The following is a 13,865-nucleotide window of genomic DNA, read 5'->3' on the forward strand; positions in this document are numbered from 1 at the left end:
GAGGGGGTAGAGCGGGCCGAAGAAGAATGTTGGGGGCATTCTTCTTCGGCCCTGGAACATGACGGAATAGGTGGTTGACTATTCCGCGGAATCAATATAGTGTGGGTATTTTTTATGCCGTGTAATATGCGGGATCCGGGTGTTATTATCTTTACCTCAACATATAAAACATGTAAAGAGTGAAGGTATTGTCACCACGGTGAGTATTAGCTTTAAATGTGAAGCTGCTTGAGGATATTTGCAATGATCTTCCCAAGCGTTTTTCCCGCACCCTGAGGGGAGTAAGATGGGCTGGAGCTGGGGCGCGGTTCTGGGGCGGGGCGAGATGCTGCTTGAGCTGGGGCAAGAGGGGCGAGGAGGACTGCTGAGAGTCCCACAGCGACTGTTGCACGGCGAATAGTTTTCAGGGCGCTCATCTTAAGATCCTTCATGTTTTAGAGAATGTCTAAGGTGCTTACTTCTCGATGAATCTTTACCGATTCGATATAAAAAATATAAAGCATAAAAACTTGGCTGAACAACAGGACTCAGGAAACTCCACGCTTTCTTTGAGGATTTGCGGGATAAACAGTTGATAGATAAAAATTTGACCCTTGAAAAACTGTGCACTAATTGAAAAGCTGCGCACTAAATGTCTTTATAGTCCGCAGGCAGAGGATACTTTCTCCTCATATTTGAACCAATACCTGCTGCTTGCGGTATGCGGGCCACTCGCTGCGGCAGGTGGTACACTGGACAGGCAAGCCCACCACTAGGGCGCGTTTGCCGTGCCCACACAGTGGCCCTGTACCGCGCATCCGTGGTGATGCACTCACACGGCGTGGCGGGCAGTACCGTACCCCTAGATTTAAGCGAGAAAAATTACGCATGTCTGAAAACACCGCTTCGCGCCCTGATTTGCGCAACGTGGCGATCGTGGCTCACGTTGACCACGGCAAAACCACCATCGTGGATGCGATGCTCAAGCAGACCCACGCGTTCTCGGCGCACGCAGACGTCGAAGACCGCGTGATGGATTCCGGCGACCTTGAAAAGGAAAAAGGCATTACCATCCTCGCGAAGAACACCACCGTGTTCTACGATGGACCCTCCGCGAACGGTGAAACCATCACCATCAACGTGATTGATACCCCCGGGCACGCCGACTTTGGCGGCGAAGTCGAACGCGGCCTGTCTATGGTCGATGGTGTGGTGCTGCTCGTGGACGCCTCCGAAGGTCCGCTGCCGCAGACCCGCTTCGTGCTGCGTAAGGCACTCGCCGCGAAGCTGCCCGTCATTTTGGTGGTCAACAAGGTGGACCGCCCGGATGCGCGCATCGACGAGGTCGTCAGCGAAACGATGGACCTTCTGCTCGGCTTAGCATCGGACCTGTCCGAGGAGGTACCCGACCTTGACCTCGACAGCGTGCTGGATGTGCCGGTCGTCTACGCCTCCGGTAAAGCTGGCGCCGCATCGCTGAACCAGCCCGCCGACGGCGCCCTGCCCGATAATGACGATTTGGAACCGCTGTTTAAAACCATCATCGAGCACGTGCCCGCCCCCACCTACAACCCTGATGAGGTGCTGCAGGCGCATGTGACCAACCTTGACTCTTCGCCGTTCCTGGGCCGTCTGGCGCTCGTGCGTATCTTCAACGGCACCCTCAAGAAAGGGCAGACCGTCGCCTGGGCACGCCAAGACGGCAATATTAAAAACGTGCGTATCTCCGAGCTGCTGGCAACCAAGGCGCTCGAACGTGTTCCCGCCGAAGAAGCAGGCCCCGGCGAAATCGTGGCGGTCGCCGGTATCGAAGACATTACCATTGGTGAAACCCTGACCGACGCCGAAAACCCCAAGCCGCTGCCGCTTATTAAGGTGGACGACCCGGCGATCTCCATGACCATCGGCATTAACACCTCTCCGATGGCGGGCCGCGTCAAGGGCGCGAAGGTGACCGCACGCCAGGTCAAGGACCGTCTTGACCGCGAGCTTATCGGTAACGTCTCCATTAAGGTTCTGCCCACCCAGCGCCCGGATGCTTGGGAAGTTCAGGGCCGTGGCGAGCTCGCCCTCGCTATTTTGGTGGAGCAGATGCGCCGCGAGGGCTTCGAACTGACCGTGGGTAAACCGCAGGTAGTCACCAAAACCATCGACGGCAAACTGTATGAACCGATGGAACACATGATTATTGATGTGCCCGAAGAGCACCTGGGTGCCGTAACCCAGCTGATGGCGGCACGTAAGGGGCGCATGGAGAACATGTCGAACCACGGCACCGGCTGGGTGCGCATGGAATTCGCGGTACCCGCGCGCGGCCTGATCGGCTTCCGCACCCAGTTCCTCACCGAAACCCGCGGCGCCGGTATCTCGTCGTCGTACTCGATCGACCCCGAACCCTGGGCTGGCGATATTGAGTACCGCACCAACGGTTCGATGATCGCCGACCGTGCCGGTGCGGTAACACCCTACGCCATGATTAACCTGCAGGAACGCGGCACCTTCTTCGTGGAACCGACCTCCGAAGTATACGAGGGCATGGTTGTGGGCATGAACTCCCGTGCAGACGATATGGAAGTGAATATCACCAAGGAAAAGAAGCTGACCAATATGCGCTCCTCCACCGCAGACAGCTTCGAAAACCTGACCCCGCCCAAGAAGCTTACGCTGGAAGAATGCCTCGAATTCGCCCGCGAAGACGAATGCGTGGAGGTCACCCCCGAAGCTATTCGCATCCGCAAGGTTATTCTGGATGCGAACGAGCGCGTGCGTGAATTCCGCCGCCGTGCCCGCGCCAACTAGGGCACACGAGCATCACACACCCCGCGCACCGTAAGGCTCGCGCACCGGGTGGGGGTGCACCCACACTGCTGCAGGTGTGGATGCGCCCCCACCCGACTTTTTAAAAATACCGTTCATATGAACACATGTGGGGATAGAATATAGTGAACGCTAAGTTGAAGGAGGCAGCGAGCACGGTTATGTCTGAGGCTACCCCAAGTTACCCCCAGCAGGGCACCAGAGTGGTGTCCGCATCTAAACGTAATCTGCTACCGAACGGGCGCCTCATTAAAGACGGTGTGCTGCTGTTCGTGCACGCCCACCCGGATGATGAGACCTCCTCAACGGGCGCAACAATGGCTGCCTACGCCCGTGAAGGTGCCAAAGTACACCTGCTCACTCTTACCCGCGGAGAAATGGGTGAGGTCATCCCCGAAGACCTGAAACACCTGCAGGTCGGCGACCCCGAATGCACCGATAACGGGGAAGCACTGGGAGAATACCGCACCGGCGAACTCGTCGCCGCATCCCGCACCCTGGGGGTTGCCAGCCGTTTCTACCTGGGCCAAGCACCCGCCACCGCCACGGGCACACGAAAAATTTACCGCGACTCCGGCATGGTGTGGGGCGAAGACGGCAAACCAGCCCCCAACCCCAAGGCCAGCAGCGACTCGCTCACCGCAGAACCCATAGAGCCACAGGCGCAGGCCATAGCGAACGCAATCCGCTCCATTAAACCCGACGCCCTCATTACCTACGATGCCGACGGCGGGTACGGGCACCCCGACCATGTGCGCACCCACCGAGCAGTCATGCAGGCACTCTCACTTCTCAAAAGCAGCCAGAAACCGGTGCTGGTGTGGGGCATAGAAGGGGAATTTGACGAAACAGATAAACGCACCCAGGCGGCGATCTACGGCTCCACCACCGCTAAACGTAAAGCAATGCGCGAATACGGCACCCAAATTGTGGTGACCGGTGATGACACCTTTGAATACTCAAACGGTGTGGAACAGAAAATATCGGGGGTAGAAACATACCGACTATTGGCGGGGGACGCGAATATTGAAGTCCCCAGCGGCCACGAACCCGCCGGAATAATAAGCACCTCCTTCACGAGTATCCTGCTGGGCATTATGGCAGCCCTGGGCGGTTCCATCTACCACGCCTGGATACAGTATGCGGGTGACACCCCCATCCCGGTGGGCCTGGGCCTAGGGTACCTGACGGTATTCTTCGCCTCCCTGTGGGGCGCCACCATGATGCGCCGCCCAGTGGCCGCGCCCATCCAGGCAGCAGCCGTGTTTATTACCATCTTCGCGTTTGCCTACGCCCGGCCGGAAGCGCCGTTTGTGCTCGTGAACCCCACCGCCGGTGCTGCAATCGGCATAGTGGGCACCTGCTGGCTGATGGGCGCACCCATTATTGTCATGCTGGCGGCCCCCGTTGCGGTACGCTCCCTGCGCAATGAAAAGCAGCAGCTGCGCGAGCATAAAAGCGCACCCAGTTTTTCGCAGCCTCACAAACGCTGACACCGAGTGAGCTATATATGGACCGAGTGAGTGACGCTGCAACATAAAAACACACCCAAAAACTATGTGGCGAACTTAACTTTATTTTCTTATTCTGCTAAATTTAAGGCTCTGACTAGGGAGAACGCTAGAATTTTGCAGGACAGCCTAGCCTAAAAAATAGGGTATTTTACCTCTCAAACACCTGTTCACTGCGCCACGAAAATATTGTAAAAACGCCGTAGCGAGATAGACTTATACACAGGCTTTCGGGCGGATACCCCATGCCCCAGCGCCAACACACCCCACACCCCACCAACATTGGGACAGTGGGCGCTGAAACCGGTTCAAGAAAGGCACCCATGACTTACGTAATTGCACTGCCCTGCGTAGACGTGAAGGACCGCGCCTGCGTAGAGGAATGCCCCGTAGACTGCATCTACGAAGGCGACCGCACCCTGTACATCCACCCCGACGAATGCGTGGACTGCGGCGCCTGCGAACCCGTATGCCCCGTCGAAGCCATCTACTACGAAGACGACGTACCCGAAGAATGGTCCGAATACATTACCGCCAACGCCGAATTCTTCGACGACCTCGGCTCACCCGGCGGCGCCGCCAAAATGGGCCCCACCGGCAAAGACGTTCCCTTCATTGCGGCACTACCACCGCAAGGAGAATAGCCTCCACACAGCGGACACACACCCGCACACCGGGAAACAACCGGCCCGCACTTTCTGAACTACAACTTTCTCAATGGTGGCCTACAAAACACCGAAGCCCCCGCACCCGCATCTTACACGGTGGGAACGGGGGCTTTACCCGTACCCCAAGGCCCGCCCACGCGATACAATAGCTACGCCCCCACCACAGAGTTACAGGCCACCCCGCCGGTGAAGGAGAACCATGCGCACATACGGCATAGACCTACCCGAATACCCCTGGGAGGCGCTCGCCCCCTACCGCGCCATCGCGGCTGAACACCCCGGCGGAACCGTAGACCTCTCCATCGGAACCCCGGTTGATAGCACCCCCCAGCTCATTCAAGACGCGCTCGCCGCAGGCGCAAACGCCCACGGCTACCCGACCACGCACGGCACCCTCGAACTGCGGCAGGCGATCGTGGACTGGTTCGCCCGCCGCCGCAACGTGCACGGGCTCAGCGCCGACCAAGTGATGCCCACCGTCGGCTCAAAAGAACTCGTGGCGTGGCTGCCGTTCCTGCTGGGACTGGGCACACACCCCGAAACGGGGGAGCGTGACGTGGTAGTGTACCCCCGTGCAGCCTACCCCACCTACGAGATTGGGGCGCGCCTGGCCGGGGCCGACCATTATGCCGCCGACAGCCTTACTGAACTGCCCGAAGACGTGAAACGGCGGGTACGGCTGGTGTGGGTGAACTCGCCCGCTAACCCTAACGGCGTGGTGCGCGGTGTTGAACAGCTGCGTGAGCTTGTACGTCACGCCCGCGACATTGGTGCCGTAGTAGCCAGCGACGAATGCTATGCGGAACTTGGCTGGGGAGAATGGGACACGGCGCGCGGCGGTAAACCCGTGCCTTCCATCCTTGATGAACGCGTCTGCGCTGGGGACTTCACCGGGCTATTCGCCGCTTACTCGCTCTCGAAACAGTCGAACCTGGCGGGATACCGTGCCGCGTTTATCGCCGGAGACGCGCAGATCATGCCGAACATTATTAACACCCGTAAACACGCGGGAATGATCGTACCCGCACCGGTGCAGTCCGCCATGATCGCGGCCCTCACCGATGATGCGCATGTGGCCGCGCAGAAAGACATATACCGTGCCCGCCGTGAAATCCTCGTGGAGGCGATTACCGCCGCAGGCGGGAGAATCGAAGGCTCCGAAGCGGGCCTGTACCTGTGGACCACGTTTGGTGAGAGCACCTGGGAATCGATCGAGCGGCTGGCGAAACTGGGTATTGTGGCCGGCCCCGGAGTGTTCTACGGAGAGGGCTGCGACGGCTATGTGCGCATCGCCCTCACCGCCTCGGATGCGGCGGTCGCTGCTGCCGCAGAACGCCTCAAAGGCAGCGTCGCATAGCCCGTGCCCTTCCCTGCGGGGTAATGCCAGTCCCATAGCAGCGTGAGGAGAGCAGCCTCCGCCGCTGGCACCAAGGACGCACAAATAAGCAAACGCCCGGAACCTCCAATGCGGGAGGAACCGGGCGTTTCTAGTCGCGTACCCTAAACCGTGCTGTACGCTACTTGCGTTTGCCAGGGAGCACGAACATCTGCTGCGTGGGCGGGTTCGGGGTATCCACCTCGCCGGGCAGGTGGTGCATTTTCTTCGGCGTCACAGAGGTACGTGACGAGAGGAACCCGCCCAGCCACGTGGCGAACGTAGTCAGCGAGAAATTCACCGCAATAAACAGTACTGCCGCCAGCAGCAGGGTCTGCAGAATATTGCCGTCACCCGAGCCGATGCGCCGAGCAGATGCCAGCAGTTCGGGGTACGAAATAATGTACCCGAGCGCAGTGTCCTTGAGAATCACCACGAACTGGCTGAGCATCGAAGGCATCATGGCGTTAAACGCCTGCGGCATGAGGATGGTGCGCAAAGTCTGGCCCGGGGTCAAACCGATTGCCAGGCCCGCCTCACCCTGACCGCGCGGCAGCTGCTTAACGCCCGAACGCAGCAGTTCGGCAATCACCGAACCGTTATAGAGGGTCAAGCCGATAACCACGGCAAAGAACGGCAGCTGCGCGGGGTTAATCCAGCTGAACCGGCTCAGGAACAGCCAGAAGAAAATCATCATCATCAGCACCGGAACGGCGCGGAAAAACTCCACCACCACGGTACCGAACCAGCGCATTGGCCGGTTCTGCGCCAGGCGCGCCATGCCGAACAGCACACCAAACACGACGGAAGTCACTACCGAAATACCCGCCGCCTGCAAAGTCGCCAGAAGCCCCGGCAGATAGTACGAGCCCCACGCTTTTGCGGTGAACAGATCAGTCCACTTCTCAGCCTCCAGCTGGCCTTTAGCGCCCATCACCGAAAGCACATACGCCATAAACGCAGCCAGAAGCACGATCGCGCCAATATTGAACCAGCGGGTCATCGCCTTCGCACGGGGGCCGGGGGTGTCAAACAGCACGCTGGTGCTGGTATCGAGTTTAGAATTCAGAAGTTTCATCGCTTCACCGCCAGTTTACGTGAGGACCAGGTGGTTAGTACGCCCAGGGGCACAACAATCACCACGAACCCCAAAGCGAACATGAGGAAGATGGCCAGCACCATATTCGGGTCGAACTCAATCATGGTTTTCATTAACCCGGAGGACTCGGCAACCGAGGCGACCGAAGCAACCGTCGTATTTTTTGCCAGGGCGATCAGCGTATTACCCAGCGGAGTAATAGAACCGCGCAGCGCCTGCGGGAAAATCACGTGCCGGGCGGTGGGGAAGAACCCCAAGCCAATAGCACGCGCCGCCTCCGCCTGCCCCGTGGGAACCGTATTCACACCCGAACGGATAGCCTCACACACAAAAGAAGCGTGGTAGATCGAGAGCACAATCACCGCGTAAACAAAGAAGTTCGTCTCAAAACTCGTTGAAAACGAGAGCTGAAACTGCGTCCACACACCAAGCAGAGCGAGGGTCATCAGAATAGTCAGCGGCGTATTACGCACCGCATTCACGTAGGCGGTGCCCACAAAACGTAAGGACGGTACGGGACTAATGCGCATGAGCGCCAGCACGGAGCCGAGCACGAAAGACCCGATAGCGGCCCAGAAGGTCAGTTGCACATTGACCCAGAACGCGCCCACCACATCGTATTTGGCGAGGAGGGCGCCGAGTTGGTCAAAGAATGACATCGTTTACCTCTCGGTCAGGCATTAGGCGCAGCTGGCGCCAGGATGCGGTGGGTTATTGTTGGAGTTATAGGTGTAGCCGGTGCCTTCAGTATTTTTCTCCACCAGCCGCTGCCAGGTGCCGTCCGCGACCATCTCATTAATGGCCTTATTGACGGCCTCGCACTTATCGGTACCCTTGGGAAGGCCCACACCGTACTTTTCGGTGGTGAACGTTTGACCCACCAGCTTGAGCTTGCCCTTATTCGCCTTAGTGGCGGCAAGCCCGGCAAGAATAATGTCGTCGGTGGTCACCGCATCCACCACGCCGCCGTTGAGTGCGACCACACAGTCCGAGTAGCTGTTCTGATTGACCAGGTTCACGTTTTTAGCGAACTTGTCCTGGATTTTTTTGGCACTGGTTGAACCGGTCACCGAGCACAGATTCTTACCGTTAAGACTGTCGGGGCCAGTAATATTCGTCTCATCGGAGCGTACCAGCAGATCCTGCCCCGCCACATAGTAGGGGCCCGCGAAGTCAATGCTCTTCTTACGACTATCACTAATGGAATAGGTGGCCACAATCATATCTACCTGGCCGTTGGAGAGCATATTCTCGCGGTTGGCGCTGGGGGACTCCACGAATTCGATCTGCTCTTCCGAGTAACCGAGCTTACCCGCAATATACTTCGCAATATCCACGTCGAAGCCGGTGAATTCCCTGCCGTCCTGGTAGCCTAAGCCCGGCTGATCGTATTTAATGCCAATCCGGATCTTCGGCTTAGCATCTGCGGCACTGGAACAGCCGGTGAGGGCGAACCCGAGGGCGAGCGCGGCGGCGGTCCCGGCGGCAAAGAACTTAGCTGCGGCGCGGTTAATGAACGATTTTTTCATGGCGCGCTCCTAATGGTCGATGATCTTGGAGAGGAAGTCGCGGGCGCGTTCGCTCTTGGGCTTGGTGAAAAAGTCATCCGGGGTGGCTTCTTCCACGATCTCGCCGTCCGCGAGGAAGACGATGCGGTCGGCCGCCTTGCGGGCGAATCCCATCTCGTGGGTTACGACGATCATGGTCATGCCGTCGCGGGCGAGGGAGACCATGGTGTCGAGTACTTCATTCACCATTTCGGGGTCGAGCGCACTGGTGGGCTCATCAAACAGCATGACTTTGGGTTTCATGGCGAGCGCGCGAGCAATGGCCACACGCTGCTGCTGGCCACCTGAGAGCTGGGCCGGCATTTTTTCGGCCTGGGATTCCACGCCGACTTTCGCCAGCAGTTTCATGGCTTCCGCCTCGGCTTCAGCCTTGGGGAGTTTGCGGATTTTGCGGGGGCCAAGGGTGACGTTGTCGAGGATGGTTTTGTGGGCAAAAAGGTTGAAGGATTGGAAGACCATGCCCACTTCGGCGCGGAGTTTAGCGAGGTCGCGGCCTTCTTGGGGGAGGTCTTTACCGTCGATAGTGATGGTTCCGCTGGAGGTTGTTTCGAGGCGGTTAATGGTTCGGCACAGGGTTGATTTGCCGGAGCCGGAAGGGCCGAGCAGGATAATGACTTCGCCCTTATTGACGGAGAGGTTAATGTTTTTGAGCACATGGTTTTGCCCGTAGTACTTATTGACGTCGTGAATACGCACGAGTGGGGCTTCGCTCATAGGGTTCTCCTTTACACACGGTGGGGCTATGCCCAGCAGATACGACGCGGCGCGCGGGCTGTGAGCCGGAAGAATCACGCGCATCACGGTAGTAACCTAGCTTACGCCGGGGATGTAACAGGAATGTTAAAGATTCGGTAATCGGTGTAAATATTCCGGTGTTTAAGGTATTGGGTGGGGCGTATTCCCGCGAAAACTCAAGGAAACCAAAATTGAGTTGAATATATCACAGAAGCGGGTTGTGCGGGGTGTTCGGGGTCAGGTACTCGGTGAATCCCGTATTTTCAGGGGATTTGGTGAATGCGGTGGGGCGGGTCAGTGGGGGAGCGCAAGTGCGGTGGTTCTTTTTGCGCAAAAATCCTGCCGGTAAATCGCACATAAAACCACCCAAAGCAACACATAGTCAAGAGAGGCGTGGGCAGGGCTTTTCACCCCGTAAACGCAGAAACGCGCCCCAGCAGGCGGGTGCCTGCTGGGGCGCGCATAGCGGGGCACTGTTAAGCCCCTATTGGCTATTGTTCTTCATACCCGTTCGGGTTGTTCTTCTGCCAGTTCCAGTGATCGCGCACCATCGTGTCAATATCCCGGGATGCGCTCCACCCCAAATCAGCCAGTGCCGAGGAGGGATCGGCGTAAGAGACAGCAACATCGCCGGGGCGGCGCGCCACAATCTTATAGGGCAGCTCCTTACCGCAGGCTTTCTCGAAGGCGTGCAGCACCTCAAGCACCGAATAGCCGTTGCCGGTGCCCAGGTTCCAGGTGTGCAGCCCGCCGTGCTCGGTAATGTAGTCCACCGCCTTGAGGTGGCCATCGGCAAGGTCAACCACGTGAATGTAGTCGCGTACACCGGTGCCGTCCACAGTGGGGTAGTCGTTGCCGAACACGTTCAGGTGCTCGCGGCGGCCCACCGCCACCTGGGCAATAAACGGCACCAGGTTATTCGGGATTCCTGACGGGTCCTCACCGATACGCCCGGACTCGTGCGCGCCCACGGGGTTGAAATAACGCAGCAGCGCAATATTCCAGCGGTCATCGGAGGCCGCCAGGTCCACGAGCATATCCTCAATATGTTCCTTGGTGCGCCCGTAACAGGACTGTGCGTCCATATTCAGCTTCTCCACCAACGGCATGGACTCAGGCTCACCGTACACGGTCGCTGACGAGGAGAACACGATGGAGCGGCAGTTCGCCTCCTCCATGGCGTAGAGCAGGTTCAGGGTGCCAGCGACGTTCGTCTGGTAGTACCACAGCGGCTTCTCAGCGGATTCGCCCACAGCCTTTAGCCCCGCAAAGTGGATGACCGCGTCCGGTTGGGTGCTGGTGAACAGCTCCTTCATGCCCGCCAGATCCAGCAGATCGACGTTGTGGAACTCGGGGGCGCGCCCGGCAAGCTCGGCGACGCGCTGCAGCGAAGTTTCGGAGGAATTCGAGAGGTTATCCATGACCACCACCTCGTGGCCCGCGTTCAGCAGCTCAAGCACAGTATGGGAGCCGATATAGCCGGCGCCGCCGGTGACCAGAATCTTCATATTTATCCTTTCGGGCACGCCGGTGCGCACCGGATACGGTAAGTTCAGGGGTAGCACTTTAAATAGTAGCCCGCCGGATGCTCCCCAGCCGTGCATTGACGTGCGGGGGCACCCGGCGGGTTGCCAAACTCACTGGCCTCTCACGCCCCTTGGGGCATCAGAAGGCACAAAGGAGCTAGTTCGTGTGCAGCGCCTCGTTCAGCTCCACACTATTCTTAGCGCGCGGAAGCACCTCAACCGCGCCGGTGACCGAGTTGCGGCGGAACAGCAGGTTCGACACACCCGACAGTTCGGCGGCCTTCACCACACGCACATCCTCACCCGGGATAAGCACAATCACGCGGGAACCGGCGGTCACGTACAGGCCCGCCTCAACCACACAGTCATCGCCCAGGGCGATACCAATACCAGACTCAGCACCCAGCAGGGAACGCTCACCGATTGACACACGCTGAGTACCGCCGCCGGAGAGGGTGCCCATGGTGGAGGCGCCGCCGCCCACATCGGAGCCATCGCCAACCACCACACCCTGGGAGATGCGGCCTTCAACCATAGAAGTGCCCAGGGTGCCAGCGTTAAAGTTCACAAAGCCCTCGTGCATGACGGTGGTGCCATCAGCCAGGTGCGCGCCCAGGCGCAGGCGGTCACCATCACCCACACGCACCCCGGCGGGAACCACATAGTCAATAAGGCGCGGGAACTTATCGACATGGCTTACGCTCAAATGCCCCAGCTTCCGCAGGCCCAGCGCGAGCTTGTTCAGCTCGGTGGCAAGTACCGGGCCGTGGTTCGTCCACGCCACATTCGCCAGGTGCCCGAAAAGGCCCTCAAGATTCAGGTCATTCGGGCGCACCAGGGTGTGCGAGAGCAGGTGCAGACGCAGGTACCCATCGACTGCGTCCTCAGGGGCCTCATCCAAATCAATGGAGACGGTGCGCACCTCGGTGCGGGCATTGCGTTCGGGGTGCTCGCCGGTGAGCTCTTCAAGCTCATCCGCGAGGGAAAGATCGGGGGTTTGGGTGAGCGCAGGCGCGGGGAACCACGCATCCAGTACCGTGCCCGCATCGGGGCCGGAGGCGACGACATTAACGAGGGCCACGCCGGAAGCGTAACGAGTTTCGGTTGAAGCGTTTTCAGACATGCCTTTAATTATAGGGATGCGCCGGGATTGGGTGTAGGCGCCCGCAGGGCGGGGTTCTTGAGGGTTAATTGCGGGTAAACCTCAGGGTGCAAAGGCCGCCAGCGGCTTCAATGATGCCCCCGATAACCAGGTGCAGCCCCGCAAACGGTTCCTGATAAGGGGCAATGGTTAAGGCCCCGCCCCGCACCCAGCGTCCGGGGGCGGCTGAAGGTGGCTTCCGGGGCGCAGATAAGGTTGAATATTAGGGTAAAGAACCGCGCCGCTAATGCGACTGACACTACAGCTAAGGGACCCATGAGCCACCCCACCGCAGCCATCGACACGAACGTCTCCATGCCCGAACTGACCAGGGTTCTGCTTGATATTTATTCTGTCTCGGGGGAAGAGAAAACCCTCGCCGACGCCATCTACCGGGCCCTGGAAACCCACCCGCACCTGCACCTGGTGCGTGACGGGGACGCCATTATTGCCCGCACCGACTTCGGGCCGCAGAACGGGCAGCAACGCACCCGCATCCTGCTCGCCGGGCATCTGGACACCGTGCCGCTGCCTACCGTGGCGGGGTCGCTCGGTACGGTGCCTTCCCGCGTGGTTGAAGAGGACGGCGACTGGGTGCTGTACGGGCGCGGGGCCACCGACATGAAAGGCGGTGTGGCGGTACAACTTAAGCTAGCCGCCGAATTAACTGCTCATGAAACGGACTACGACCTCACCTACATCTTCTACGACAATGAGGAAGTGGCCAGCGAAAAATCCGGTTTGGCGCGGCTGATCCGCAACCACGGCGAGCTGATTACCGACGCCGATTTCGGGGTGCTTCTAGAACCCACCGACGGCACCATCGAAGGCGGCTGCAACGGCACAATGCGTTTTTACCTTCGGACCACCGGGCTGGCTGCGCATTCCGGGCGGGCCTGGAAAGGGGAGAACGCGATCCACCACCTGGCTGATGCGCTCACCACACTGGCGCACTACACGCCGCAAACCTACCGGGTGCAGGGACTGGATTACCGAGAAGGGCTTAACGCCGTCCAGGTGAGCGGGGGAGTGGCGGGCAATGTCATCCCCGATGCGGCCGCGCTTCACGTGAACTACCGGTTCGCCCCCAATAAGACCCTGGACGAGGCCGTGGCCCACGTGCAGGAACTCTTCCAGGGGTATGAGCTGGACTTCGTTGACCTCTCCCCGGCGGCCCGCCCCGGCCTTGACACGCCGCTGGCTGCTTCCCTCATTGCCGCTGTGGGGCAGGAGCCCAAACCCAAGTACGGGTGGACGGATGTGGCGCGGCTGAGCGAAATCGGCATCCCTGCGGTGAACTTCGGCCCCGGTGATGCCTTACTGGCGCACACCGACAATGAGCATGTGCGTTTTAGCGAACTCAACCGGTGCTACAGCGAACTGCGAAACTGGCTCATGAGCGACTAACGGCCCACGCTGCCTGCCAGCACCAATACCGCAATGACC

Annotated in this window: 12 protein-coding genes; 5 read left to right on the forward strand and 7 right to left on the reverse strand. The window is 59.2% G+C overall.

Translation table 11 applies throughout. The annotated features are described in order from the left end of the window. Positions 1–212: 212 nt before the first annotated feature. Positions 213–431, reverse strand: coding sequence for a hypothetical protein (locus I6I94_RS09865; RefSeq protein WP_201620657.1), 219 nt, complete (start codon positions 429–431; stop codon positions 213–215). A 436-nt stretch (positions 432–867) separates the two neighbouring features. On the opposite strand from I6I94_RS09865, the gene typA reads away from it, so the two are divergent. From typA to dapC, 4 genes are all read left to right on the forward strand, one after another. After that, on the forward strand, positions 868–2,778 hold the full coding sequence (gene typA / locus I6I94_RS09870) for a translational GTPase TypA (RefSeq protein ID WP_006887470.1): 1,911 nt from the start codon (positions 868–870) through the stop codon (positions 2,776–2,778). Positions 2,779–2,921: 143 nt separating this feature from the next. Continuing rightward, positions 2,922–4,289, forward strand: a complete 1,368-nt coding sequence (locus tag I6I94_RS09875; protein WP_128087987.1) for a PIG-L family deacetylase — start codon at positions 2,922–2,924, stop codon at positions 4,287–4,289. Positions 4,290–4,630: 341 nt separating this feature from the next. Beyond that, positions 4,631–4,951: a ferredoxin gene (gene fdxA, locus I6I94_RS09880; protein ID WP_004005129.1), complete on the forward strand. Its 321-nt coding sequence runs from the start codon at positions 4,631–4,633 to the stop codon at positions 4,949–4,951. Positions 4,952–5,174: 223 nt separating this feature from the next. Beyond that, the gene (gene dapC, locus I6I94_RS09885; RefSeq protein WP_128087986.1) at positions 5,175–6,332 is read left to right on the forward strand and encodes a succinyldiaminopimelate transaminase; all 1,158 of its coding nucleotides are present in this window, start codon (positions 5,175–5,177) and stop codon (positions 6,330–6,332) included. 160 nt (positions 6,333–6,492) lie between these two features. Here the strand turns inward: dapC and I6I94_RS09890 are convergent, their stop codons facing one another. The 6 genes from I6I94_RS09890 to dapD all read right to left on the reverse strand — a co-directional run bounded on the left by I6I94_RS09890 (position 6,493) and on the right by dapD (position 12,410). Then, entirely contained in the window at positions 6,493–7,428 is a 936-nt protein-coding gene (locus tag I6I94_RS09890) for an amino acid ABC transporter permease (protein ID WP_094757655.1), read from the reverse strand. Next, positions 7,425–8,108, reverse strand: coding sequence for an amino acid ABC transporter permease (locus I6I94_RS09895; protein WP_037234821.1), 684 nt, complete (start codon positions 8,106–8,108; stop codon positions 7,425–7,427). Before I6I94_RS09895 ends, I6I94_RS09890 begins: the two co-directional genes overlap by 4 nt. A gap of 21 nt (positions 8,109–8,129) precedes the next feature. Beyond that, positions 8,130–8,978: a glutamate ABC transporter substrate-binding protein gene (locus I6I94_RS09900; protein WP_006887469.1), complete on the reverse strand. Its 849-nt coding sequence runs from the start codon at positions 8,976–8,978 to the stop codon at positions 8,130–8,132. Between the two features lie 9 nt (positions 8,979–8,987). Beyond that, a complete protein-coding gene (locus tag I6I94_RS09905) occupies positions 8,988–9,731 on the reverse strand; it encodes an amino acid ABC transporter ATP-binding protein (protein WP_006887474.1) in 744 nt (247 codons plus the stop codon). Between the two features lie 512 nt (positions 9,732–10,243). Further along, on the reverse strand, positions 10,244–11,260 hold the full coding sequence (gene galE, locus I6I94_RS09910; protein WP_037234826.1) for a UDP-glucose 4-epimerase GalE: 1,017 nt from the start codon (positions 11,258–11,260) through the stop codon (positions 10,244–10,246). 175 nt (positions 11,261–11,435) lie between these two features. Beyond that, positions 11,436–12,410 carry a 2,3,4,5-tetrahydropyridine-2,6-dicarboxylate N-succinyltransferase gene (gene dapD, locus I6I94_RS09915; RefSeq protein ID WP_128087985.1) on the reverse strand — a complete coding sequence of 325 codons (975 nt, stop codon included), beginning with the start codon at positions 12,408–12,410 and terminating at the stop codon, positions 11,436–11,438. A 285-nt stretch (positions 12,411–12,695) separates the two neighbouring features. Between dapD and dapE the strand changes: the two genes are divergently transcribed. Beyond that, positions 12,696–13,826 carry a succinyl-diaminopimelate desuccinylase gene (dapE, locus tag I6I94_RS09920; protein WP_128088224.1) on the forward strand — a complete coding sequence of 377 codons (1,131 nt, stop codon included), beginning with the start codon at positions 12,696–12,698 and terminating at the stop codon, positions 13,824–13,826. The last annotated feature ends 39 nt before the right edge of the window (positions 13,827–13,865 follow it).

Source organism: Rothia aeria, assembly GCF_016726365.1.
In the GTDB taxonomy this organism is placed as follows: domain Bacteria; phylum Actinomycetota; class Actinomycetes; order Actinomycetales; family Micrococcaceae; genus Rothia; species Rothia aeria.